Annotated in this window: 25 protein-coding genes and 1 pseudogene; 13 read left to right on the top strand and 13 right to left on the bottom strand. The window is 53.8% G+C overall.

The window, feature by feature from the left end; translation table 11 throughout:
* Positions 1-61: 61 nt before the first annotated feature.
* Positions 62-424, bottom strand: a complete 363-nt coding sequence (copM, locus tag VSX58_RS09140) for a CopM family metallochaperone (protein WP_407654859.1) — start codon at positions 422-424, stop codon at positions 62-64.
* Positions 425-821: 397 nt separating this feature from the next.
* Between copM and VSX58_RS09135 the strand changes: the two genes are divergently transcribed.
* Positions 822-2,210: a glycoside hydrolase family 1 protein gene (locus VSX58_RS09135; protein WP_327617782.1), complete on the top strand. Its 1,389-nt coding sequence runs from the start codon at positions 822-824 to the stop codon at positions 2,208-2,210.
* 275 nt (positions 2,211-2,485) lie between these two features.
* On the opposite strand, the gene VSX58_RS09130 is transcribed toward VSX58_RS09135, so the two are convergent.
* From VSX58_RS09130 to rlmG, 7 genes are all read right to left on the bottom strand, one after another.
* Positions 2,486-3,199 carry a nucleoside hydrolase-like domain-containing protein gene (locus tag VSX58_RS09130; protein ID WP_327617781.1) on the bottom strand — a complete coding sequence of 238 codons (714 nt, stop codon included), beginning with the start codon at positions 3,197-3,199 and terminating at the stop codon, positions 2,486-2,488.
* 74 nt (positions 3,200-3,273) lie between these two features.
* The gene (locus VSX58_RS09125) at positions 3,274-4,881 is read right to left on the bottom strand and encodes a carbohydrate porin (RefSeq protein ID WP_327617780.1); all 1,608 of its coding nucleotides are present in this window, start codon (positions 4,879-4,881) and stop codon (positions 3,274-3,276) included.
* A gap of 291 nt (positions 4,882-5,172) precedes the next feature.
* Positions 5,173-6,003 carry a BglG family transcription antiterminator LicT gene (gene licT, locus VSX58_RS09120; RefSeq protein ID WP_327617779.1) on the bottom strand — a complete coding sequence of 277 codons (831 nt, stop codon included), beginning with the start codon at positions 6,001-6,003 and terminating at the stop codon, positions 5,173-5,175.
* A 118-nt stretch (positions 6,004-6,121) separates the two neighbouring features.
* The gene (locus tag VSX58_RS09115) at positions 6,122-8,017 is read right to left on the bottom strand and encodes a beta-glucoside-specific PTS transporter subunit IIABC (RefSeq protein ID WP_327617778.1); all 1,896 of its coding nucleotides are present in this window, start codon (positions 8,015-8,017) and stop codon (positions 6,122-6,124) included.
* Positions 8,018-8,453: 436 nt separating this feature from the next.
* Positions 8,454-8,942, bottom strand: coding sequence for an ATP-independent periplasmic protein-refolding chaperone Spy (spy, locus tag VSX58_RS09110; protein WP_327617777.1), 489 nt, complete (start codon positions 8,940-8,942; stop codon positions 8,454-8,456).
* 233 nt (positions 8,943-9,175) lie between these two features.
* Complete coding sequence (locus tag VSX58_RS09105) at positions 9,176-9,472, bottom strand: MbeD/MobD family mobilization/exclusion protein (protein ID WP_327615876.1); 297 nt, start codon at positions 9,470-9,472, stop codon at positions 9,176-9,178.
* Between the two features lie 169 nt (positions 9,473-9,641).
* Positions 9,642-10,781 (bottom strand): 23S rRNA (guanine(1835)-N(2))-methyltransferase RlmG, encoded by a 1,140-nt coding sequence (gene rlmG / locus VSX58_RS09100; RefSeq protein ID WP_327617776.1) that lies wholly within the window; start codon positions 10,779-10,781, stop codon positions 9,642-9,644.
* A 425-nt stretch (positions 10,782-11,206) separates the two neighbouring features.
* Between rlmG and VSX58_RS09095 the strand changes: the two genes are divergently transcribed.
* Positions 11,207-12,160, top strand: a complete 954-nt coding sequence (locus tag VSX58_RS09095) for a TerC family protein (protein WP_327617775.1) — start codon at positions 11,207-11,209, stop codon at positions 12,158-12,160.
* A 72-nt stretch (positions 12,161-12,232) separates the two neighbouring features.
* On the opposite strand, the gene VSX58_RS09090 is transcribed toward VSX58_RS09095, so the two are convergent.
* Together VSX58_RS09090 and VSX58_RS09085 are read right to left on the bottom strand one after the other, a co-directional pair.
* Positions 12,233-12,775 (bottom strand): YgjV family protein, encoded by a 543-nt coding sequence (locus tag VSX58_RS09090; protein WP_327617774.1) that lies wholly within the window; start codon positions 12,773-12,775, stop codon positions 12,233-12,235.
* Positions 12,776-12,971: 196 nt separating this feature from the next.
* Positions 12,972-13,157 (bottom strand): annotated as a pseudogene (locus VSX58_RS09085) (glucuronate isomerase); the annotation flags it as partial.
* A 681-nt stretch (positions 13,158-13,838) separates the two neighbouring features.
* Here VSX58_RS09085 and VSX58_RS09080 point away from each other — a divergent pair.
* From VSX58_RS09080 to VSX58_RS09045, 8 genes are all read left to right on the top strand, one after another.
* Positions 13,839-14,513 carry a DedA family protein gene (locus VSX58_RS09080; RefSeq protein WP_327617773.1) on the top strand — a complete coding sequence of 225 codons (675 nt, stop codon included), beginning with the start codon at positions 13,839-13,841 and terminating at the stop codon, positions 14,511-14,513.
* Between the two features lie 2 nt (positions 14,514-14,515).
* The gene (gene mzrA / locus VSX58_RS09075; protein WP_327617772.1) at positions 14,516-14,896 is read left to right on the top strand and encodes an EnvZ/OmpR regulon moderator MzrA; all 381 of its coding nucleotides are present in this window, start codon (positions 14,516-14,518) and stop codon (positions 14,894-14,896) included.
* A gap of 4 nt (positions 14,897-14,900) precedes the next feature.
* On the top strand, positions 14,901-15,278 hold the full coding sequence (locus VSX58_RS09070; protein ID WP_327617771.1) for a DUF1090 domain-containing protein: 378 nt from the start codon (positions 14,901-14,903) through the stop codon (positions 15,276-15,278).
* Positions 15,279-15,392: 114 nt separating this feature from the next.
* On the top strand, positions 15,393-15,698 hold the full coding sequence (locus VSX58_RS09065) for a DUF883 family protein (protein ID WP_327615870.1): 306 nt from the start codon (positions 15,393-15,395) through the stop codon (positions 15,696-15,698).
* Positions 15,699-15,712: 14 nt separating this feature from the next.
* Positions 15,713-16,108, top strand: coding sequence for a phage holin family protein (locus tag VSX58_RS09060; protein ID WP_327617770.1), 396 nt, complete (start codon positions 15,713-15,715; stop codon positions 16,106-16,108).
* Positions 16,105-16,389, top strand: a complete 285-nt coding sequence (locus VSX58_RS09055) for a YqjK-like family protein (RefSeq protein ID WP_327615868.1) — start codon at positions 16,105-16,107, stop codon at positions 16,387-16,389. The genes VSX58_RS09060 and VSX58_RS09055 overlap by 4 nt, the downstream gene beginning before the upstream one ends.
* A 234-nt stretch (positions 16,390-16,623) precedes the next feature.
* Positions 16,624-17,019 carry a DoxX family protein gene (locus VSX58_RS09050; RefSeq protein WP_327615878.1) on the top strand — a complete coding sequence of 132 codons (396 nt, stop codon included), beginning with the start codon at positions 16,624-16,626 and terminating at the stop codon, positions 17,017-17,019.
* A gap of 98 nt (positions 17,020-17,117) precedes the next feature.
* Positions 17,118-18,110, top strand: a complete 993-nt coding sequence (locus VSX58_RS09045; protein ID WP_327617769.1) for a glutathione S-transferase family protein — start codon at positions 17,118-17,120, stop codon at positions 18,108-18,110.
* A gap of 60 nt (positions 18,111-18,170) precedes the next feature.
* On the opposite strand, the gene VSX58_RS09040 is transcribed toward VSX58_RS09045, so the two are convergent.
* Positions 18,171-19,067, bottom strand: a complete 897-nt coding sequence (locus VSX58_RS09040; protein ID WP_327615866.1) for a LysR family transcriptional regulator — start codon at positions 19,065-19,067, stop codon at positions 18,171-18,173.
* A gap of 108 nt (positions 19,068-19,175) precedes the next feature.
* Between VSX58_RS09040 and VSX58_RS09035 the strand changes: the two genes are divergently transcribed.
* The gene (locus tag VSX58_RS09035) at positions 19,176-19,892 is read left to right on the top strand and encodes a pirin family protein (RefSeq protein ID WP_327617768.1); all 717 of its coding nucleotides are present in this window, start codon (positions 19,176-19,178) and stop codon (positions 19,890-19,892) included.
* 114 nt (positions 19,893-20,006) lie between these two features.
* Entirely contained in the window at positions 20,007-20,516 is a 510-nt protein-coding gene (gene zur / locus VSX58_RS09030) for a zinc uptake transcriptional repressor Zur (protein WP_327617767.1), read from the top strand.
* 720 nt (positions 20,517-21,236) lie between these two features.
* Here zur and lexA read toward each other — a convergent pair.
* Both lexA and VSX58_RS09020 read right to left on the bottom strand, forming a co-directional pair.
* Positions 21,237-21,845 (bottom strand): transcriptional repressor LexA, encoded by a 609-nt coding sequence (gene lexA, locus VSX58_RS09025; protein ID WP_327615863.1) that lies wholly within the window; start codon positions 21,843-21,845, stop codon positions 21,237-21,239.
* A gap of 110 nt (positions 21,846-21,955) precedes the next feature.
* Positions 21,956-22,321, bottom strand: a complete 366-nt coding sequence (locus VSX58_RS09020) for a diacylglycerol kinase (RefSeq protein ID WP_327617766.1) — start codon at positions 22,319-22,321, stop codon at positions 21,956-21,958.
* A gap of 127 nt (positions 22,322-22,448) precedes the next feature.
* Here VSX58_RS09020 and plsB point away from each other — a divergent pair, with 127 nt between their 5' ends.
* A complete protein-coding gene (plsB, locus tag VSX58_RS09015) occupies positions 22,449-24,917 on the top strand; it encodes a glycerol-3-phosphate 1-O-acyltransferase PlsB (protein ID WP_327617765.1) in 2,469 nt (822 codons plus the stop codon).
* The last annotated feature ends 14 nt before the right edge of the window (positions 24,918-24,931 follow it).

Below are 24,931 nucleotides of genomic sequence, written 5' to 3'. Positions count from 1 at the left end.
CCGGCTCGACGCCCCCGGACGGCGAATTCAGACGATTGCCGGCCGTCGGCCGGGTTCGCGCCTATCGCTTTTCCCCGTGCTTCGCCAGCCACGCCTGCATCTGGTCAATTTCCGGCTGCTGAGCTTTGATGATATCTTCCGCCAGCTTACGCAGTTCCGGATCTTTACCGTATTTCAACTCCGTCTTGGCCATATCTATCGCCCCCTGGTGGTGGGCGATCATCCCTTTGGCGAATGCCACGTCGGGATCGCCGGACTGCATTCCCTCCTGCATCCGGGCGTGCATTTGATCCATGCCCTGCATATAAGATTGCTGCGAATCGGTCGGATTCGCGGAGTGATGGCCGCCGTGAACGCCGTCCGCCGCCAAAACGGACAGCGGCGCCAATAAACTGCCGACGATCAGCAAATGTATTTTTTTCATCATTACCTCTCTTTCTGGCCGGTTGAGATACCCGGTTAAAGGTAGGCCTTCCCCTAAGGGGAAGGTCAAGAAGACGGGCGAAAAAAATAGCCGTCGGCGACGGCGCCTTAAGCGATTTCACAAAAGAAGAAGTGTGTACGAAACCCCATCCCCGCGACCTGCGCGCCAGGCTAATTGTCGTGATAAAAGTCACATAACCAAAGGATGATATTGTCGCCGGCGTATGGGATCGTATAGTGTTCCTTTAGAAGACGTTACCGCTGCACGCGGGCGAGACTTGGGCAAAGGCGAGTGTATTTCACTCGTCTTTGCCCAAGTTTTTTTTTGCCTGCGTTCCGGGCGCCATGCGGCCGGCCGGCAAGGGTTACGATGACACAGAGTAAAGAGGAGAGACAAAATGAAAGCATTCCCCGCGGGGTTCTTATGGGGCGGTTCGATGGCGGCCAATCAGGTTGAAGGCGCCTGGAATAAAGAAGGTAAAGGCGTGTCTACCTCCGACCTACAGCTTCAGGGCGTACATGGCCCGGTCACCGAGCGGACGGAAGAAATCAGCTGTATCAAAGACGTCGCCATCGATTTTTATCATCAGTACCCGCAGGATATCCAACTGTTTGCGGAAATGGGGTTTAAGGTGCTGAGAACGTCCATCGCCTGGACGCGTATCTATCCCGAAGGGGACGAAGATCAGCCGAACGAAGCGGGATTAGCGTTTTACGATCGCCTATTTGACGAGATGGCAAAACACCGCATCCAGCCGCTAATTACATTATCTCATTATGAAATGCCCTACGGCCTGGTTAAAAAGCAGGGAGGATGGGGCAACCGTGCAACCATTGATCACTTTGAAAAGTATGCCCGCACCGTCTTCACTCGCTACAAAGATAAGGTGAAATACTGGCTGACCTTTAATGAAATCAATATGGCGATACACTCGCCCTTTACCGGAGTCGGCCTGAGCGGCGAGCCATCAAAGCAGGATATTTATCAGGCGATTCACCACCAGCTTGTCGCCAGCGCCCGGGCGGTGAAGGCCTGCCACGACATTATCCCCGACGCGAAAATCGGCAATATGCTGCTGGGCGCGCTGCGCTACCCCATGACTTGCCATCCGAAAGATGTGCTAGAGACACAAAAGAAAAACCGGGAATGGCTGTTTTTCGGCGACGTGCAGGCGCGCGGCGCTTATCCGGTCTGGATGGCGCGTTATTTTAAGGAAAACGACATCGCATTGGATATCAACGCGCAGGATAGGGAAGATCTGAGCCATACGGTGGATTTCGTCTCCTTCAGCTACTACATGAGCGGCTGTGCGACCTTCGAACCTGAGAAGTATCAATCTTCGCGCGGCAATATCATCCGGCTGATTCCCAATCCGCATCTGGAAGCCTCCGAATGGGGCTGGCAGATCGATCCCGAGGGGTTGCGCTTTTTACTGAACGAACTCTACGATCGCTATCAGAAGCCGCTGTTTATTGTCGAAAACGGGCTGGGCGCGCGGGATGTCGTCGAAGCCGACGGCAGTATTAATGACGGCTACCGTATCGACTACCTGCGTCGGCACCTGGCGCAGGTACGCGAGGCGATTGCCGATGGCGTGGAGCTGTTGGGTTATACCAGTTGGGGGCCTATCGATCTGGTGAGCGCCGGTACGGCGCAGATGTCAAAACGCTACGGATTTATTTATGTCGATCGCGATGACGCGGGGCAAGGAACGCTGGAACGCCGGCGTAAACGTAGTTTCTACTGGTATAAGGAGGTGATAGAAAGCAACGGCGAATCACTATAGCCGCCGCGCGCGTCATCCGGGAAAACGCACAGTTTGAGTTTACCGACAACCCGCTCCACGGATCGAGATACGCGGGGCGGCCACGGGGCGAGGCGTCGTAAGCGGGAGCCTTCCCCCGTGTTTCCCCGACAAAACGCGTGCGTTTTTGAACGCCGCTGGCGGCGGCCCGCAGGGAGAGCCCAGCCAGCGGGGCGAGTAATGCCTGATTTTGTCGGCAGTCCGATAGTTTGCCGCTACTTATCTATTCTATGCGCTTTCACGCCGCGAACGCGGTTTCACCGCTCGGCTGGCAACACCGTCACAATCGCCCGTCGATAAGAGGTTAGCGCCGGAGAACCGTCGTCTTTACCTTCCAGAATAATATGGAACGCAGTCGCCACCTTAACGTCCGGCGCGGTAAAGCTGGTTTCGCCGCCCTCGCTGTGGGACAGCTCAATACCTGGCCCGAAGTGCAATCCCAGCGCCGTTGCGGTCGGTTCTTTATATTGCCACCAGCGGTACGCCACCTGATTGCCGTCGACATCGCCAGATCCCCGCGCCGATAGCGTCACCCGCTCGCCGGACTTCACCTGCCAGGAGACGATTTGCGCGCCTGGACGGCCATTTAGCACCAGGCTGGGATTATGGTTCGCCTTCTTCCGCTCCCCGGTCAGAGACCAGTCCATTCGGGCGGCAAAATCGTTCTGGAATGCATCACGCCAGCGCCAGATCGTCGCGGGCGCCGTGCGGTATTTTTTCCCATCCGCGCCGATGGCCTCATCCGACGTACTCACGCGCAGCCCGCCGGCATCATCCGGCGCGATGGCGGCATAACGCCCTCCCCAGCCGCCATATTCCGGATGTTCGGGATCGCCAAGCCCGGTGCGGAGCAGATACAGGAAGGATGGCGAATCGCCTTCCATCGAATAGACTACCGCCGGATAGACCGCCCCCAGCGGGCCTTTGCGCCGAATGTTCTCCGAGAGCCAGTCGTTATTCACTTTACTCATATCGCCGCCGCCAGATATACGCCCAATGCAACAGATTTCATACCTTTAGCCGATAAGAACATATTTTCTCCTTATTAGAAAACCACTTCGGCCTGGACGCCAAAACTGATTTGGTAATCTTTTTCATCATTAAAGGTTTGGTTATCGATTTCATTTTCCAACGCTTTAAGATAGCTGGTATAGAAACGGATTTCCGGACGCGAGTTCAGCAGGCTGGTATCTACTTTGAAGATATGCGCCAGCGTCACCTTATAGCCGGATTCATCATAATTAATATTATTATTGCGATTTTCCTGAGTGAAATAACCGAGCTCCAATGCCGTTTGATTCGCGCTATTCCAAATATAAGAGGGGCGAATCACCGCCCGCATCGTTTCAAAATCCGTGTGCGCCCCTTTATTGACCGAGTACAAATCGTTGCCGCGGCCATACACTAGCGCATGGGCCATAATAACGTCATCGCGCAGATAGATTTCTCCTTGACTCACCAACCGCCAACCGATGCCGTCGCTGTGCACGCCATAATAGGAGCTGTTGTAATCGAAGTCAGGGTTGGAGCCGGAAATACTCATAAATTGGCTGGCCAAAGAATTATTGGCCACCTGCGCGGTTAATTCATTAAATCCGCCCCAAAGCGGTTGACGTAAAATAGCCTGCCCCAGCCACGATGATTTCACTGTATAATCATCGCCGGAAGTTTGCGCCGCTTTTTGCTCATCGGTCTGATTAGCAAAAGCATATTTCGCGCCGACCTCAAGCGACAGTTCTTTACTCAATGGGATATTTTGGTATCTAACTTCGGCAATATTGACATTAACCTGGGTGGTATCATCACATGTCGAGGTTGTACAGGTCGTACTGTAGTTATCGATATCATTACGCGTCAACGCCATACTGAGCGAACCGACAGGCAGTTTCCACCCCTCAATGCCCAGCCCTGCGCCGGAAAGCGTCCGATTGCTTTTCCAGTCCAGCATTTGGATTTCATATTGCGGCAGCGTGTGTTTACCTATCCAAAATTTCGCTTCCGGAGCGAATGGCAAGAACCCTGTGGTTTCAACGAACAGTTTACTAAGTTTCCCCATGCCGCCGCCGGACATTCCCTTTTCAAACGATTCATTACTCTGCGATAATCCCAAGTCACCTTCAAACTGCACGTTGGCCCATACCGATTTATTACCTTCCCGCCAGGCGCGTTTCTTTAACGATAAGTTATACCACCCGTCATATTCATTGCCGAACCGCCCTAGCGATCCTACGGCCCAGGATTTAGGGCCGCCATTCGTTGTCGAAGCATATCCGGTACGGAAGTAACCGGAATATTTAAAGCCGGCGTCATCCTGAACATATTGACTGATTTTTTTCAGCGTTGATTCGGATAAGACCGCATCGCCCTGCAATACCGCAGGTTTCGTCTGCGCGGTTAGCGACGGCGTCGCCGTTGTTTCACGCTCGGCGCCTTTGCCGGCGGCAAAATCAGCACCCGATGCTTGCTGCCGGCGTTTTTCTTTATCCTCATAAGCCTGTAATTTTTGCTGAGTCTGACGCAGCTTCTCTTCCAGCAATTCCATACGCTGCTCAAGCGTTAATTTTTGCGCCATTACGTCCGGCGCCAACCCATAGCAAAAGAGCAACATAAGAACCATGGTTTTTTTCTTAAATACCTTTTTTCTCACCATCATTATTTTATTCCTCATTATTTTAATCGCGGCCATGAAGAGGCATAGCCGCTTTTTTCATAATTTTTATTATCACGTTCACACTGTGTCGAATAACCCTGGTGTTTTCTCGCTCCTGTGAAAAATAGATATAAAAAAACCCGCCGCGTACAAATGCATTCGTCAGCTGTACGCGGCGGGTTTCGCCTGAATAAATTCAGTTACGTCCCTTTTGCTACTAAAATAAATTTTTTATCACCTAATTCCAATTCTCATCGTTGCGTTCTGTGAACGAAATCACCTCGAAAATCACATTCAGTCATTACGTAGTCGATTAATATGAATAGTCAAAAACATAATTTCGTCGGTTGTGAGCTGACATTCATAATTCTTTTCCACATAATCGTACACTTTCATCGCACAAACGTAGGCTTCCTGCATCAACTCTTTTATTCCTTCGTAGATACTATTGTCTGCATGGTTAATCCCTTCCCGATTCAACAATCGTAGAGCAAAGAACTTAAGATGCGTAACAAATCGTTGATAGTCTAAAGAGCTCTCGTCATACTTTATTCTCAGGTCATACTTTACGATGCTCAAAATATCCTTGATAAGCGTTGCGCTTTGCATTGTACTTTGCATATCGCTATTGTTTCTCGCATTCGCCAAGTGCAGTGCAATAAACCCCGCTTCATCTTCCGGTAGCGTGACGTCCAATTTCTCTTGGATCAGAGATAACGCCTCCATACCGACAAGGAACTCGCTGGCATAAAACCGCTTGATGTCCCATAACAAGAAATTTTTTATTTCCAACCCATTATTGCAGCGTTGAATCGAGAAATTTATATGGTCGCTTAACGCCAGAAATAGGGTGTCCTGTGCGGTAATGGCTAGCTTTTGCTGCGCCAGCTCAATGATCTGTTGCGTTACCGCTAAATAAGCGGGCGGAATCTCGGCCAATAATTGAGAGAATACTTCCGTCAGCCCTCCCCGGCTCTTTATGAACTGGCTTTCGATCTGGCCGGCATCAATCATATCCCCGTATTTTTTACCGAACCCGATCCCTCTGCCTATTGCCACTATCTCCTCATGGTTTTTATTGATCAATAGGACTGCGTTATTGCTTAATATTTTTTCAACTTTCATCACAGTCATCTCAATATGGAGTTTATTTATATCAGGTCTATGGGAAAAACCAACTTACGTCAATGAATAAAGAAAACGGAAGATAACCCCTTTATCCTCCGTCGTCCCTATTCTTATCCTACGCTAATACGATTATGGGTTGCCCCGCCTTCTGGTAACGCTCTGCGCTCAGGCTGAATACGCGGTAATCATCCGCATTGGTGATAACGATGGGCGTCACCGCGTCATATCCCGCTTGCTCTATTTCAGCCAAATCAAACTCAAGCAGCAGCTGACCTTTCTTTACGTCATCGCCTTCCGCCACCCGTGGATGGTAGTACTTACCTTCCAGCTGTATTGTATTGATGCCGACGTGGATCAAGATTTCAGCCCCGCCAAGTGAACGGATGCCAATCGCATGTCCGCTAGCAAACGTGCTGACGATCTTCCCATCCACGGGCGAATAGACGCGTCCCTCATGAGGTCTAACGGCGATCCCCGGCCCGACGACGCCGGAAGAGAACACTTTGTCGTCCACTTCCTCCAGCGGAACCATTTCGCCCGCCATCGGAGAACCGATCTGTTCACCGGACGCGGGCATAGCCTTCGGGTTCATCGCCGTCGCCTTTACGCCCTTGCCGACGGAAGGCGATGCCGGCGTCTGCGCCGCGGACTGCGGCGCGTCCGGTTCATCAAATCCGACAGCCAGGGTTAAAATCAGACTGACGACGAAAGCGGTCACGCAGCCGATGATAAACCCCAGGAACCCCTCGCCGTAGAAGATAGGCAGCGTCAGTAATCCGGGCATCCCCATGGAGATCGCCGAACTCTTGGCGTAGCCCGCTATCGCGCCCCCCATGGCCGCCGCGATCACCGCGCAGACAAACGGTTTTTTCAGCTTCAGCGTAACGCCGTACACGCCCGGTTCGGTGATGCCGAACAGCGAAGCGATAAAGGTACTGCCCGCCAGCGCCTTGAGTTTTTTATCCCTGGTGCGCAGCATCACCCCCAACAGCGCGCCCGACTGAGCAAAGACCGACGGGCTGGACGCGGCTTTGAGATAGCTCTGCCCCATCACGGAAATATCATTGATGAAGACGGTGACAAACCCCCAATGCACGCCGAAAATAACCAGGATCTGCCAGGCGGCGGCAATCAGCGCGCCGGCGAGAATCGGGTTGAAGCTATAAATACTGACAAACAGCGAGGCGATGGATTCGCTGGCGGAAATGCCAATCGGCCCGATGGTCATTAGCGTCAGCGGCACCATCAGCGCCAGCAGGAAAAACGGCGTCAGAATATTACGTACGCTTTCATGAATGTGGCGGTTCAGAAAACGCTCGATATATGACATCAGCCATACGCTAAAAATAATCGGGATCACCGAAGAGGTATATTTCATCATGATCACCGGCAGGCCGAAAAACGTCACCGCTTGACCCGCGTCGAACAATCCTTGAATCGAGGGGTAAACCAGCGCGCCGGCTACCGATACCGCGACAAAAATATTGGTCTCAAATTTACGCGCGGAAGTAATGGCCAGCAGCATGGGCAAAAAGTAGAACAGGCTATCGGACGCCGCGTGCAAAATGACGTAGGTGCTTTCCTTGTTATGCATCCATCCCATGGCGATTACGATGGCCAAAACCCCTTTCAGCACCCCGGCGGCGGCCATGGCTCCCAGCAAAGGGGTAAAAATTCCCGCCACCAGGTCAATCAACCGTCCCATGACGGAGACGCTCTTTGCGGATTCGGCAGCCGGCCGCTGTTTATTACCGCCGTCCTCAAGCAATCCTGAAATCGGGCCGAAAGCGCGATAAACTTCCGGCACCCGGTTGCCGATAACCACCTGCAATTGCCCGGCCCCATTGACTACCGTAATAACGCCGTCCAACGCCTCCAACGCAGCCAAATCCACTTTCGCGTTGTCAACGATCTTAAAGCGCAAACGCGTTGCGCAATGGACCAGCGTCGAAACGTTCGCTTCTCCCCCAACCAACCTTAGAATATTTTCTGCTAGCGCTTTGCTATTCATGATGACACTTCCCGTTTCGTAAATGGCTGCTCTGCCCTATACAACTTGTCTTGCTTGCGTCCGCTGGCCAGCTGGAAAAAAAGCAAAAAAAAACCTGGATAAACCAGTGTTCCACACACTGTTTTATCCAGGTCTCGCCCAGAAAATTCTGGTGACGTCCTCTACGCGCTTTGTAACAAGCCGACGCCAAGAAAGCTACTGCTGAATTTCATTTTGTGAAAAATGTCACTATATTTTTGCGTTGGCTGACAAACCCGTCCGTCGGATCGAGATACCCGGTGCGAGTCATATCCAATGTTATCAACCGTTTGATATTTTTACGATGAACGCCGCCATCGGCGCGCGCCAATGGGAAAAAGGAAAACCGCCGGACCTATCCGCCGCGGTGAAACATAAGCGGTGGATAAATCCGGCGGTCTTAAGGGTATGTTATCGCTTACTCAGCCGGCTTCGGCTCGCCGTTCTGCCTTGGCGATTGGGTCAAACGTTTTTCAAAGTTGTCTTTGTACTGCTGTTTCTGTTCCGGCGTCAGGATATTGTAAATCTTATTCTGGGTTTCCAGGCCGTTCAGCCGCATCGCTTTGTGATTGGCGTCGGCTTTATCCAGCAGCGCCTGCGCCTTGGCCGAATCAAAAGCGTCGGCAGTGACCAGATTGTTCATTTCACGCCGCTCATCCTGCATACGCTTGCGCATATCGTCGTGAGACGCCTTCACAATCTCTTTAACCTGCTGTTTTTGAGCTTCCGTCAGGTTCAAATCTTTCAACATCATTTCATGATGCATCATGCCGCCGCGAGGGCCGCCCTTACCGTCTTTCGCCATTCTGACTTCATGATGGCCCTTGGGCGCATCGTTAGCCTGAGCAATGCCCGCCGTTCCCAACGCCAGTGAAGAGGCGATTAAAAGTGCCGTTAATTTACGCATAATTTATCCTTCCATATCTATCTGAATCGTCGTGAATGACCATGGTCGCGCTGTCGGAAAGAAGTATAGGCGCCACAGTTTCAGTTAATTAGAGCAAGGGTAAATATCTGCAAGTAATTCATTCACATTTCCGGCAAATATGAAGAATACGGAGAAAATCTGCAGGAAATCGATCGGATTACGTTAAGCCGCGCCTCATCCTCGGCCGGAACGAACGGCACGCGTCGGTAGGATCAAGGCAGCGAGCGGAGAAACTCCGACGCATCCTTAGCCAGCGCATCAATATGGGCGCTGATGATTTTGACTTTATGCAGCAACGGATTGCGCTCCGGCGAGCTGTCCATCGCGTTCAGCTGGGCGACAAGCTGTTTAATCTGTTCGCCGAGCTGCGTTTCACGCCGTTCGGCCTGCGCCAGCTGCTGCTGTAGGCGCTGATAATCCCGCTGCCAGCTTTGCTGCTGTTGCTGAACGCTTCGCTCCAGATCCTGAAACGCGCCATCCAACCGCGTCTCCAATTCTTCAATCCACATAGAGATTCCTTCGCCTGATTATCCAGCGAATTATAATGGCACTCTCCGCCGACAACAAACAATCCGGCCGGCCATTATCCATCCGCGCGCTTTTCCCGGCTCCGCCTGCGGGAGAGGACGGCGATCGCGGACGCGTCGGCAATCGAACGCGCCCCGACACGCCGTCAGGCTAGCGGGCCGTCGAGGTTTTCACCGCCCGCAGCACGACGAATTTCGCGTTGCCGTCGACCACCTCACAGTTGCCGAACAGACGTTTAAGCTTGTGGAAATAGTTGAGATGGCGATTACCGACGATGCGTAATTCGCCCCCGACCTCAAGACAGCGGCGGGAGTCGAGGAACATTTGCCAGGCGATATGGTCGGTCACCGCCTGCTGCTGATGGAACGGCGGATTGCACAGCACGGCCCGCAGGCTGTCGCGCCCCACGCCGGACAGTCCGTGATTGACGGCAAACCCGCAGCGCTCGCTATCCTGCGGACGGTTAACCGTAACGTTCATCCGGCTGGAAGCGACCGCCATATAGGATTCATCGAAAAAGCTGACGGCGGCATCCGGGTTGAGCGCCAGCGCCGCCAGCCCAATCACCCCGTTGCCGCAGCCTAAGTCGACGATCTTCCCGTCGATATCCCGCGGCAGATGCTGCATAAAGAAACGCGCGCCGATATCCAGCCCGCCGCGTGAAAAGACGTTGGCGTAGTTATGGATCCGGTAGCCGTACTCCTCCAGATCCCAGACCGTGGTCGGCGGCGGCTCGCTCACCTTCAGATCCGCGACCTCGCAATGGATCAGGCGCGCTTTTTTCCAAGCGAGAGACGTCTTCGTCGGCCCCAGGATGCGTTCGAACAGCTGGAGCGTCGAGGTATGGATATCCCTGGCTCTGGCGCCGGCGATAATGCGCGTCTGCGGCGTCGCCACCTTCCTCAGCTTACGCAGCTGATCCTCCAACAGCGCCATGGTTTTCGGTATTTTGATCACCGCCAATGCCGGCGCCGCGGGTAAATCGGCCAGGCTATCCAGCAGCTCCACGGAATCGGCCTTCAAGTCATTCAGCGCCAGGTTATGCCGCGTAGCCAGCTGGCTCATGTAAGAATCGCTGATGCTGACCGGCGACTGAGCCTGCAATCCGCAGGCTAGCGCCCCGAACGCGTCATTAAAAATCAGGCGCGCCCCGGGCGCGATCTCCATGGACGAAAGCTCCCGCAACAGAAATTCATCCGCCGCCTCCCACGCCTGTAACGCCGAATTATCAGCAACCTGAGGATAACGCACCAGCGTCAGATTACGCGTTTCCAGTTCGAGCTGGCTCATTGGCCCCTCCTGAATCACAAAATTTGCGCTGTTTATCCCTTAAAAACGCGCGCCAGTAAATGCTTTTACCAAACAAGCGGGCAAAAACATCGTAATTGTACTTCAACCGCCGCGCTATCTTGCTATTTTACGCAACTCACGCTTTCCTTTAACAAATAGGCGTCGATGTGAGAGTGACGATATTTATTTGACCTGGATCATAAATTCGCCTATCGTCTGGTCAGCAAAGGGGAGTAACTTTTTCGCCGGTTAATCGTCATTACGGTGCGCAGCGCATCCGGTTGCCGGGCAACTTTAATCAGACTACTGCATTAATGTTGTAAGTGAGACCTTGCCGAAAGGCGAGGTGCATTTGCAGCTTAAATGATAAGCGGCCAGCGCCTTTCGACGTTGGCCGTTTTTGTTTTCGTTTAAAGGATATCGCTATGCACACCATTGGCACGCCATGGCTATGGGGCAGTTTCGCTATTATTGTTATCGTGATGTTAGCTATCGATCTGCTCTATCAGGGGCGTAAGGGATCGACGGTGATGACGTTCAAGCAGGCCGCCGTCTGGTCTATCGTTTGGGTGACGCTTTCTTTGCTGTTCAACGCCGGCTTCTGGTGGTATCTGGACGGCACGCTGGGGCGCGAGGTCGCCAATACGCAAGCGCTGGCCTTCCTGACCGGTTATCTGATTGAGAAAGCGCTCGCCGTCGATAACGTCTTCGTCTGGCTGATGCTGTTCGGCTATTTTTCCGTTCCGCCGCAATATCAGCGCCGGGTGCTGGTTTACGGCGTGTTAGGCGCGATCGTCCTAAGAACGCTGATGGTCTTCGGCGGCAGTTGGCTGGTCACGCAGTTCCAATGGCTGCTGTACGTATTCGGCGCATTCCTGCTATTCACCGGGATCAAAATGGCGTTGGCCAAAGACGACGACGCCAACATCGGCGACAAACCGCTGGTGCGCTGGCTGCGCGGACATTTGCGCATGACCGACAGTATTGAAAACGATAAGTTCTTTATCCGCCGGAGCGGAATACTGTATGCCACGCCGCTGTTCCTGGTGCTTATCTTGGTCGAAATCAGCGATGTGATTTTTGCCGTCGACAGCATCCCGGCGATTTTCGCCGTGACGACCGACCCCTTTATCGTATTAACCTCGAACCTGTTCGCCATTCTGGGCCTGCGCGCCATGTACTTCCTGCTGGCCGGCGCGGCCGAGCGCTTCTCGCTGTTGAAATACGGACTGGCGGTTATTCTGGTCTTTATCGGCGCCAAGATGATGCTGATTGATATCTTCCATATCCCCATCGCCATTTCGCTGGGCGTGGTCGCGGGGATTCTGGTCACCACCATGCTGATTAATATTTGGGTCAACCGACGCGCGGCGCAGTAACCGCCCGGCGACCGGTACGCCGATTGATTCAGGGGATAGCCGCTGCCCGCGGCGGCCATCCCGATTTTTCGCTCAGGCTTTGCCGGCCCCCTCACTCTCCGCCTGAAACGGATCGATACCGTGTTTCTGCATGTGCCGGAAACGGATAATAGTAAATCCATTCATCAGCAGAAAACTGCTTTCGATCATCAAACCGCCGATCGACCCCAGCCAGATGTTATGCGCCACCCAACATGCGGTCGAACACCATATTATACCGCGCGTGGTTAAACCGGAGGTACGAAACAGCGCCCAGGTACTGGCAACCGTACCCAATATCGGCAGCAGCTCCATCACATGCCGTATATTGGCCAAGCCGAAAACCAGCGTCAGAGAGATAAATAACAACATCACGGCGATATTGTGCGTTTTAATCGCAATCAGGGTACGCGCGGAGTTCAAGAGCGCGCTAACTCCCGCCGCATTCGCGCCCATGAGAAAGAAATGACAGCCGATAACCGCGCTATAAACCGAAAGCTGTATTTTAAATTTCCGATCATTACGATTAAAAAACATGGTAATACCGACCAAAAAGGCCAATATCCCCACCGACTGGGCAAACCAATAATGTGTCATGATCCCTGCCTATAAAAACATCGCGGAAAAGCAAAACGGCGCATACTAAATGAAACGACGTTTTATTTTAAATACAATGCGCAAGGTTTACAACGTTACGCCGCGTTGAAAAATAGTCAACGCGCGAAAGTCGCCGCCCCCATTTTTAGCCGGTTTATTATGAGGTTGCCGGCAAAGTGCGATAAGCGGCAAAATGATCCATACGTTTTTCAGCGCCGCGCGGCGTGAAGTCATCACGCTCCAGCAGGGCATTAGCGCGCTGCCAAATATCTTTCGCCGTTGACGGCGACAGCCGTATTCCGGTACGGCGCAGTTCCTGATGAGTCCAGTGAGAGAGGGGATTGCCGATAGTATGCGCTACGGTGGCGGCCCAGGCCGCGAATGGTAGCCCCGTTGTGCTGTAACGGCCAGAGAATAAAGTCAAAAAGCGTCGACTTCTGTCAGCCAGTGTAAAATATGACGGAAACGCCAATATTTCATCCATAACATGTCTTAAATCAACCCGCTTGCTGTGATATTTTCCTGTCTCGGCATCACCCATTTTGTTACAGTTAGAAGATGTTTTTTACTTTTAATCGCGGCTTTGGGGAAAAACAGACGTCAATGGCCGAGAATTCACGTCCGGAGCGGTCTAGCGCGAATATCGGTCAAATATTCGGATGACGCGGATAAAAAGCAAGAATTCTGCCAAACCCCGTACTATCATCAGCATGGCCCAATCGAATAAATCATTAAGAAAAACGTTGGATTATGCCGTTTATTTAATAGACCCGTTACGCCCTCAATAATACGAGCCGCAGGATAAAACGGTCGTTTGTTGAACAACGCAAAGCGTCGGCTATTTACGGGCCGCCCCGTGGATGGAGCGCGCGTAAAGCCGGCGCACATACGGCTCAAAGTATGACGGGGATCGATTTTAAGAAGCAGAAAGGGGCCGAGTCATGCAGCAAACACGCCAGCGGTTTGAAAAATAGCCGATACAAACCGTATCTACCCTCATCACGACCGGGAGCGTTCGCATCGCCACGGGTTACATGTCATGCAGCAGTATTAGGAATAGCGGATGGATATTATTAAAGAACTGTTAAACGCACTCTGGCTCCAAGATTTCGATGTGTTAGCCGATCCTAAACTGGTGTGGACCATCTATATTTTACTGTTCTTAATTCTTTTTCTAGAAAACGGCTTATTGCCGGCGGCGTTTTTGCCGGGCGATAGCTTACTTATTCTGGTTGGCGTACTGGTCGCCAAAGGCACCATGAACTACCCGTTCACCATCGTCCTGCTGACGACGGCGGCCAGCCTGGGATGCTGGGTCAGCTACATTCAGGGGAAATGGCTGGGTAATACGCGCATCGTACAAGGCTGGCTGTCGCATTTGCCCGCGCACTATCACCAGCGGGCGCACCAGCTTTTCCATCGGCACGGCCTTTCCGCGCTATTAATTGGGCGTTTTCTGGCGTTCGTACGTACACTATTACCAACCATCGCCGGTCTGTCCGGCTTAAATAACGCCCGTTTTCAGTTCTTCAACTGGATGAGCGCGCTGCTATGGGTCGTCATTCTGGTGTCGCTCGGCTTTGCATTAGGGAAAACCCCCGTTTTTCGGAAATATGAAGACGAACTGATGTTTTTTCTGATGATGCTGCCGCTGGCATTGCTGTTTATCGGCCTGTTTGGATCGCTATTTTTGCTTTGGCGCAAAAAGCGCGCCGCTAGCGCGGGAAAAGGAAATTAACGGTGCTAATCCGCTGGTTTTACCCCAAAAAACTATGGCGCATTGTGCTGCTGGTGGCGGTGCCGCTCTTTGCGCTAATGCTGGTTCCTCATCGCTCTCAGGATGAGGCGCAACTGCACATTCAGCCGCTCTATCAGGGCGCGGCGCTGCCCGACGGTTTCTACATTTATCAGCGACTAAATGAACGCGGCATCGCGATAAAAAGCATCACGCCCGCGGAGGGCAGCCTGATTGTACGTCTAGCGTCGCCCGCGCAAAGCGCCGAGGCCAGAAATATTTTGCGTACCTCATTGCCTAAGGCGAGCATCACGACGCAGCAAACCATCAATCCGCCTCCTTTCTGGCAGCAAAAGCTGACGCAAAAACAGTCTAATTTAGGATAACAACATGAAAAAACATCATGTAATAGCAGTCATGGTATGGGTTTTCTCCGGCATCTCGCTGGCTCAGGCGGCGAATGTGCAAAGCGGCTGCGCGCAAAAAGAGCGGGAAATCCAGCGCCAAATCGAACACGCCCGTCAAAACGGCAATCAGCATCGGGTCGCGGGGCTGCAGAGCGCTTTGGATGGAGTCAAATCCAACTGCAGCGATGAAAAGCTGGCAGCCGAACGTCAGGATAAGATTGCGGAAAAACGCGCCGAAGTCGCCGAGCGCCAGCGCGAACTAAAAGAGAGCCGACAGGACGGCGACGCGAAAAAAATTCTAAAACGAGAGAAAAAACTGGCTGAGGCGGAACAGGAATTACGGGCGTTGCAAATAAAGTAAAAGATGGCCGGTATACAATAGGTTATAAGCACTATCTGCCACACCCCGACGGGCAGACATCGAAATTTAGGCTATAGTTACTATTCCAGGCTTATAACATGAAGGTTATCTAAGATGGCTAAAGATCAAAGTTCCGAAGTTTTACGCGCTGAATTGAAATCACTGGCGGATACGCTGGAAGAGGTATTAAGCACCTCAAGCGACAAATCCAAAACGGAATTGGATAAGCTCCGTAGTAAAGCTGAAACAGCCTTGAAAGAAACGCGTTCTCGCCTGAGCGATACCGGCGAGCGGATCGCCAGCCATACGCGGGAAGCGGTAGGCTGCGCCGATGACTATGTCCGTGAAAATCCCTGGACCGGCGTGGGTATCGGCGCCGCGGTCGGCGTCGTACTTGGCGTTCTGCTCTCCCGTCGTTAATTACTCTGACAACTATGACTGATAAACAACGTCAAGGCCCCGCTAGCGGGGTCATCTCCTCTGCGCAACGTATCATCACCATTCTTGTCAGCATGGTTGAAACGCGCCTCCGCCTGGCGGTGATCGAGCTGGAAGAAGAGAAAGCCAATCTGATTCAGCTGCTGATAATGGCCGGGCTGACGCTGCTTTTCGCCACGTTTGGCTTAATGAGCCTGATTGCGCTGATTATCTGGGGGGTCGATCCGCAATATCGCCTGTTCGCATTAGGATGCACCACCGCCGCGCTGCTGGGGCTATCCGTCATCATCGGCATATGGACCTTGCTGAAGGTGCGGCGCTCGACGCTGCTTAAAGCGACCCGCAAGGAGCTGGAGACCGATCGTATCCTGCTGGAGGATGAACCCAAATGAGCCAGGCGCAGCGCGATAAAGAAAAAGCCCGGCTCCTGCGCAAAGTCCAGCAGCAGCGGCTGGATTTATCGGCGCATAAAAAGTACCTGCTGGAATCAACCGCGCCTTACGATCGCTATTGGCGCAATCTGCTGCAATGGCGCAAATATTGGGTCGTTGGCTCCGGCCTTATCGCCGTTTACGGCATACGCCACCCAAGCCGCCTAATCCGCTGGGGCCGTCGCGCGATCGGGCTGTGGGGAACCTTGCGCTTTTTTCGCAAAACCCTCTCCGGCCGCTAACCGCCGCCACGCATCCTGGCCGCCGTCAGACGCCCGCGGCGCCTGCGTTTGCCGTACCGATCGAGCAAACATCAATTTTTCTGAAATAAACCGACAATTATACTCGCTGTAACCTTCTGTCATCTCTCTATAGTATCAGCCTCATGACCTGGCGGCAGGACAGATGTTCGATAAATACCTGCTACTACACATACATGGCGCGTAGAGCCTTTTAAAAAAGAGACTGGAGAGATGATGAAAAATTTAGAAAGTATTGCCCTGTTAGTCGCCCGTATTTTAATGCCGATTCTGTTTATCGTTGCGGGTTACGGCAAGCTGGGCGACGCCTATGCCGGCACCCAGCAGTATATGCAGGCGATGGGCGTTCCCGCTTTTCTGCTACCGCTGACGATTTTGTTGGAACTGGGCGGCGGTCTGGCGATCCTGTTCGGCCTATTGACGCGCACCGTATCGCTGTTCACCGCGGGCTTTACGCTGCTGACGGCGCTGATTTTCCACACCAACTTCGCCGAAGGCGCCAACCAGATCATGTTTATGAAAAACCTGACTATCGCCGGCGGTTATATACTATTGGCAGTGACCGGTCCCGGCTTATACAGCATCGACCGCATCCTGAACAAAAAGTGGTAAGGAAAGTCATTTCCCTGCCGGCTTAATGCACGCAGCGGCGACAGGCGCACTTCAGCTCTCTTGCCGTCGTTGCGTCGGGTTTAATAACGGGAGGAATCATGGGACAACTGGTTGATGGCGTATGGCACGACACCTGGTATGAAACAAAATCTACCGGCGGTCGTTTTCAACGCTCGGAATCACGCTTCCGCCACTGGATTACGCCAGACGGAAAGCCCGGCGCGACCGGCGACGGCGGGTTTCCGGCGGAATCCGGGCGTTATCATCTCTATGTTTCCCTCGCCTGCCCCTGGGCGCACCGCGCCCTGTTAATGCGCCATTTAAAAGGGCTGGAAACGCACATTGCCGTTTCCGTCGTGCATCCGTTAATGTTGGATCACGGCTGGACATTCGGCACCGATTTTCCAAGCGCCACCGGCGATTCGCTCTATCAGCACGAGTTTCTCTATCAGCTCTATCTACACGCCGCTCCCGACTACAGCGGGCGGGTTACCGTGCCGGTACTGTGGGATACCGAAAAACATACGATAGTCAGCAACGAATCAGCCGATATCATCCGCATGTTCAACGGCGCTTTCGACCCCATCGGCGCCAAGCCGGGAGACTACTACCCGCTGGCGCTACATGCCGAAATCGATGAGCTTAACGGCTGGATCTATGACAAAGTCAACAACGGCGTCTATAAAGCCGGCTTTGCCACCAGCCAGTCGGCTTATGACGAGGCCGCCACGGAAGTGTTTGCCGCCCTCACCAGGTTGGAGTCGATCCTGGGTCAGCGACGTTATCTGACGGGCCCGAGTCTCACGGAGGCGGATTTACGGCTGTGGACGACGCTGATACGTTTCGATCCGGTCTACCATACGCACTTTAAGTGCGACAGATACCGCCTAAGCGATTACCCAAACCTGTATGGCTTCCTACGCGATATCTACCAAATGGACGGCGTAGCCGATACCGTCAATATGGCGCACATTCGGCACCACTATTACCGCAGCCACGGCACCATCAACCCGCACGGAGTAATATCGCTGGGGCCGGAGCAGGACCTGAACCGCCCTCACGGGCGGGAAGCGCAATTTGCCGACCGGTAAATTAAGCAGGGGGAAGGCGTGGAAACTTCATGCGTCCCCCGATATTCATGCCGGAAAGTCTCAGGGGTGGTTCAATAATTTGGGAATTTCCCGTAAAAACCAGGATTTCGCCTCTCCCATGCTGTCCCGTCGCCAGGCCATGATGATCTGGCTCTCCATCGAGTATTCGGGGCTGACGACGCGCAGCCGTCCTTCCGCGATGTCCTGCGCGACCAGGGGATAAGGCATTGTCGCTACGCCCAGCCCGGCCAGCAAAGCGCGCCGTTTATCGTCAATCGAACTGACGGTCAGGCGCTGCTGTTTATCCAGCAGCTGTACGGTTAATACCGGACGTTCGCGCGCGGTATCCGCCACGGCGATCCCCCGGTATTTCACGCGGGTTATTTCGGAAAGCGGCTCCGGCTCCTGATGTATGGGATGGTCGGGGCTGGCGACATAGATATTTTTCAGCGTATACAGTTTACGCGTGTTCACCTCGGAAGAGGCGCGGAAATGCATATCCGGCGCAATAACGATATCCGCCCGCCCCTGCTCCAGGCGCTCCCAGGCGCCGGCTAATACTTCCGTCAGCAACGAAACCTGCGTATTGGCCTTCTGCGACAGTTTATCCAACAGCGGGAAAAGTCTTTCGGTTGGAGTGAGCGCCTCCGTTACGATGGTCAAATGCGTTTCCCAGCCGCGCGACAGCGCCTCCGCATCCGTGGTCAGCTTATCGGCCGCCTCCAGCAGAATACGCCCGCGATCCAGCAGCATACGGCCGACATTGGTGAACTTGGTGCGGTGCCCGGAGCGATCGAACAGCACGACATCCAACTCTTCTTCCAATTTTTGCATGGTATAGCTAAGGGCCGACGGCACGCGGCCTAACTCGTCCGCCGCCGCCGCAAAGCTTCCCCGACGTTCAATCGCATCCATGACTCTCAGCGCTTCCAGCGTCAACGCGCGTTCTTTTGACATTTTCGACTCGTTCAGGAATTTTGAATATACTCACCAGATTAACTAGCTAACAATCCAGCGTCCACACAATTACCATCTGTTTACGTAATATTCTCCGGGCTTACTCGCATGATTATAAAAAGAGCGGCAGAACAGTGCGGTCAGGCAGACTATGGCTGGTTGCAGGCGCGTTATACCTTCTCTTTCGGCCATTACTTCGACCCGCAACTGCTGGGCTACGCTTCGCTGCGCGTGCTGAATCAGGAAGTATTGACGCCGGGCGCATCCTTCCAGCCGCGCGCCTATCCGCGCGTCGATATTCTTAATATCGTCCTTCAGGGCGAGGCGGAATATCGCGACAGCCAAGGCCACCACATCCATGCCGAAACAGGCGATGTGCTGCTACTCTCCACCCAGCCCAATATCAGCTACAGCGAGCACAATACCAGCGGCAGTAAGCCGCTAACGCGGATGCAGCTATGGCTCGATGCCTGCCCGACGCGGGAAAATAGCCCGCTGCAACGGTTAACGCTGAATAAAATCGGTCGTCATCATACCGGCCACCGTTTATTGGCCTCGCCGGAAGGGGAAAACGACAGTTTGCGGCTCCGCCAGCAGGTATGGATCCATCACATCGAACTGCAAAAGGATGAGCGGCAGACCGTCAAACTGCGCGGCAACCGCGCCTATCTTCAGTCGATTCACGGTTCAGCCGCCGTCAGGAGTCCAGAGCATAACGGCGTCACGCTATATTGCGGCGACGGCGCCTTTATCCGGCAGGAAACCGAGTTGACCATCCAGTCCGAGTCCCCGCTCCGCTTTTTGCTGGTTGATCTGGCCGTTTAGTTTTTCCCCGCTTATCGCCGCCCGGCTATTCAACCCAACGTCATCGGGTCTACGTTTTCTTTCAGCCGTGGTAAGATGTCTCTCTTCTTCTCTTATACGTCGGGGTATACGGCAATGGATTCAACCAATCAGGACAAACTGCTTGCCCAGGCTGAACAGATTTGTCAGCACCGCGGCGTACGCCTGACGACACAGCGGCTGGAAGTGCTGCGCCTGATGGCGCAACAGACCGGCGCCATCAGCGCATACGATCTGCTCGATCTGTTACGGATATCCGAACCTCAGGCGAAGCCGCCGACGGTGTACCGCGCATTGGATTTCTTGCTGGAACAGGGTTTTATCCATCGGGTGGAGTCAACCAACAGCTATGTGCTTTGCCATCACATTGAGGATCACAGCCACACTTCAGCGCTGTTTATCTGCGATCGCTGCGGCCTGGTCACCGAACGCCAGACAGAAGGCGTAGAAGATACGCTGCGAAACCTGGCGCAACAGGCGGGATTCACCTTACGCCATAGTATTATTGAAGCGCATGGGTTTTGCGAGGGATGTCAGGAGGTCGCATCCTGCAAGCACCCCGAACAGTGCGATCACGACCACTCTGTTCCGATCAAAAAGCGCTAACGCCGGGCGAGAGGGGGATGGGTGGGGAACATCCGCTGTCCCCGTTATATCGCTGAAACCGGACCTTCGCAGTCAGCAAGAGCTATCTCTTTTCCAGACCTGCATTCCGCCGCAGCCGCAAATACGCTGAAATGGTCAACACCTCGACACAGGATCCATTTATTCATATTTGCGCGTGTCGGCGTTACCGGTTAGCAGTCGCGCTTATTTTTTCTTTCCCATACCTTTACTTCTTTTATCAACCGGCTATTCGGCTGGCTTAAGGTTGCTACATCACACCACCGGTTAATCGCTTTCGGATTATCGCCGCGAAGCCATTATGTTATTAGCCGGCTTATGCCGTCGCGCTTCGCGCCGCCGGTGGTACGGTTCGCCTCCTACCGCCTGTTAAGTATAGTCTCTACTGACTTGCTCCTTATGCCTAGCGATATCGCCCTATGCACAATAAATTTCCGCACTATCGGCAACAGTCAGTAAAAGATAGCCAGATGAGAGGCGAACTTGCCGCACTCTTAGCTACAAGATAACGCTCTCCATCTCCTATTTATCATGCCGTCTCAAGCGCCGCTACGATTAATTTACCGCCGCCGTACTTCAATTGCATAAGCGCCGGCGGCTTGGGGGATGGCGGCAATAAACAGCCTCGCCTCAGAGGCGAGGCGAAAAGGCGTCAAATAAAAAATAGCGTTTGAGATGGGGGGAGGGTTGCAAACGCCGGAATCAGCTCCAGTCGCTGTTACGAATAACGCCGACCGCCAATCCTTCGATGGAGAAACTCTGTTGCCGCAGATCGACGACGATCGGCGCGAACTCCTCATTTTCAGCCAGAAGATGAACGGTATTGCCCTGCTTCTTCAAACGTTTAACCGTGACTTCATCTTCGATGCGCGCCACGACGACCTGCCCGTTATGGACATCCTGCGTTTTATGCACCGCCAGTAAATCGCCGTCCATAATGCCGATGTCTTTCATCGACATTCCGCTGACGCGCAATAGAAAATCGGCGCTGGGCTTAAACATCGAGGGATCGACCTGATAGTGGCATTCAATATGCTGCTGAGCTAACAGCGGCTCACCCGCGGCGACACGGCCAATCAGCGGAATGCCGGCCTCTTCCTCCATCAGCAGGCGGATGCCGCGCGATGCGCCGGAGACAATTTCGATAACGCCTTTACGCGCCAGCGCCTTTAAATGCTCTTCTGCGGCATTCGGCGAGCGGAATCCCAACTGTTGGGCGATTTCCGCGCGCGTCGGCGGCATGCCGGTCTGTGCAAGATGATCGCGGATCAGGTCATAAACCTGCTGCTGTCTGGCCGTTAATGCTTTCATTCCGCCCCCCTGGTTGTTTATACAGTTTTGCTGTGAGTATATACAGCTAATCGCCAATTGGGAACCGGGATGTGAGTAAACCTCGGTTTTTTATTACTTTCCGCAAGCTTTCACGCAAAGTGCCGCCAAAGAATGCTGCCCCAGACGACGACGGCCAGGAGGATGGCGATAAACACTGCGGCCGAACCGATATCCTTCGCCCGGCCTGATAACTCGTGGCGTTCAGTGCCAATGCGATCGACGACCGCCTCGATCGCGCTATTGACCAGTTCAAACAGCATAATCGACACAACGGATCCGATAAGCAGCAGTTTTTCAACCAGGGTTACGGACAGCAGACAGGCGACGATCGCCCCGACGATGGCCAGCACCGTTTCCTGGCGAAATGCCGCTTCGTGCCGCCATGCCTGTTTCAATCCCTGCAGGGAATAGCCGGTCGCTTTGATTATCCGGGTTATCCCCGTTGCCTTATTCATCCGCCCTCCATTATTTATTCGCATTCGGCGACATTTTAACGCCTAACCGTTGTCTTATCACAACAGATCTCCAGCGCAGTTTCTGGTATCCTTGCGACGCATTGCTAACAAGAGGCTTCTAGTTGTTATGTCAGGTTGGCGTAAAATTTACTATAAACTACTGAATTTCCCACTAAAATTGTTAGTGAAAAGTAAGGTCATTCCCCTGGATCCCGTGGCTGAATTGGGGTTGGATCCCTCGCGCCCGATCCTCTATGTGCTGCCTTACAATTCTCAGGCGGATTTACTGACGCTCAGGGCGAAATGTCAGACGCTGGGTCTTCCCGATCCTCTCCGTCCGGCCGACATCGGCGGAACACAGTTGCCCAGCCACGTTTTCATTAACGATGGTCCGCGCGTTTTCCGCTATTACGTTCCCAAAGAGGAATCGATAAAGCTGTTTCACGACTATCTGGATCTGCATCAGAGCAATCCCGATCTCGACGTACAGATGGTGCCGGTTTCCGTCATGTTCGGCCGCTCCCCCGGCCGTGAGGGACAGCAGAATCAGGAGACGCCGCATCTGCGCCTGCTAAACGGCATTGAGAAATTTTTTGCCGTATTGTGGCTGGGCCGAGACAGCTTCGTCCGTTTTTCCAGCCCGGTGTCATTACGCTACATGGCGACCGAGCACGGCACGGATAAGACCATCGCGCACAAGCTGGCCCGCGTGGCGCGCATGCACTTCTCCCGCCAGCGCTTGGCCGCGGTAGGCCCGCGTCTTCCGGTACGTCAGGAGTTGTTTAATAAGCTGCTGAACTCCAAGGCGATCAAAAAAGCCGTCGACGACGAAGCGCGCGGCAAAAAGCTCTCTCATGAGCGGGCGCAGCAAAACGCCATTGCCCTGATGGAAGAGATCGCCGCCGACTTCTCTTATGAAGCCGTGCGCTTATCGGACCGCGTATTAGGCTGGACCTGGAACCGTCTTTATCAGGGAATTAACGTCCATAACGCCGAACGGGTGCGTCAGCTGGCGCAGGACGGACACGAAATTGTCTATGTTCCCTGCCACCGCAGCCATATGGACTACCTGCTGCTCTCCTACGTGCTTTATCACCAGGGGCTGGTTCCGCCGCATATCGCCGCCGGGATCAACCTGAACTTCTGGCCGGCCGGCCCGATCTTCCGACGGCTGGGGGCGTTTTTCATCCGCCGCACGTTCAAGGGCAACAAGCTCTATTCCACGATTTTCCGCGAATATCTGGGCGAGCTTTTCACCCGTGGCTACTCCGTCGAATATTTTATGGAAGGCGGACGCTCGCGCACCGGGCGCTTGCTGGAGCCCAAGACCGGGACGCTGGCGATGACCATCCAGGCCATGCTGCGCGGCGGTACGCGCCCCATCACCCTGGTACCGATTTACGTGGGCTATGAGCATGTTATGGAAGTCGGAACCTATGCCAAAGAGCTACGCGGCGCGACAAAGGAAAAAGAGGGCTTTGTGCAGATGGTGCGCGGCCTACGCAAGTTGCGCAACCTGGGTCAGGGTTATGTGAATTTCGGCGAGCCTTTGCCGTTAACCACCTATCTGAATCAGCATGTGCCGCAGTGGCGCGATGCCATCGACCCGATTGAAGCGCAGCGCCCAAGCTGGCTAACGCCGACGGTGCAGGCCGTCGCGCTGGATATCATGACGCGCATCAACAACTCCGCCGCGGCAAACGCCATGAACCTCTGTTCCACCGCGCTGCTGGCTTCGCGCCAGCGTTCTCTCACCAGAGAGCAGATGCATGAGCAGTTGGATTGTTATTTGCAGCTGCTGCGCAACGTTCCTTACCATAAGGACATCACCGCGCCGCAAAAAACGCCGGCCGAATTGCTGGAACATGCGTTGGGTATGGATAAATTTGAAGTCGAAAAAGACAGTATCGGCGACATTATTATCCTGCCGCGGGAGCAGGCCGTGCTGATGACCTATTACCGCAATAATATCCAGCACCTGCTGATCCTGCCGTCGCTGATCGCCAGCATGGCGATCCATCACCGTCGGATCACCATGGCTGAATTAATCCGTCAGATCACGCTGATCTACCCTCTACTGCAGGCGGAGCTGTTCCTGCGCTACGGCAAAGAGGAGCTGCCGGCGGTGTTATCGGCGCTGACGCACGAACTGGCGCGGCAACAATTGCTGTGTATTAAAGAAGAGACGCTGCTGATCAACCCGGCGCGTATCCGTACGCTACAACTATTGGCGGCCGGGGTGCGCGAAACGCTGCAGCGCTACGCCATCACGCTGTCGTTGCTGGGAGCGAACCCGGGCATTAATCGCGGAACGCTGGAAAAAGAGAGCCGGAATATGGCGCAGCGGCTGTCGGTGCTGCACGGCATCAATGCGCCGGAGTTCTTCGACAAAGCGGTGTTTTCAACGCTGGTGGCGACCCTGCGCGCCGAAGGCTACATTACGGACAGCAGCGAGGCGCCCCAGGGCGATATTTTGGCGATTTACGATACGGTGGGCCATTTAATTACCCCGGAAGTCAGGCTGACGATTGAAAGCGCCAGTTCGCCCGCTGGATCCGAAAGCCCGAAAGCCGAGCTTCCCCCGCCTCAGGCGTAATCACTAACCGGAAA

It is taken from the genome of Brenneria populi (assembly GCF_036016195.1).
GTDB lineage: Bacteria > Pseudomonadota > Gammaproteobacteria > Enterobacterales > Enterobacteriaceae > Brenneria > Brenneria populi.
The sequence above is the reverse complement of the archived record's forward strand: the minus strand, read 5'-3'. Positions and strand labels throughout refer to the sequence as shown.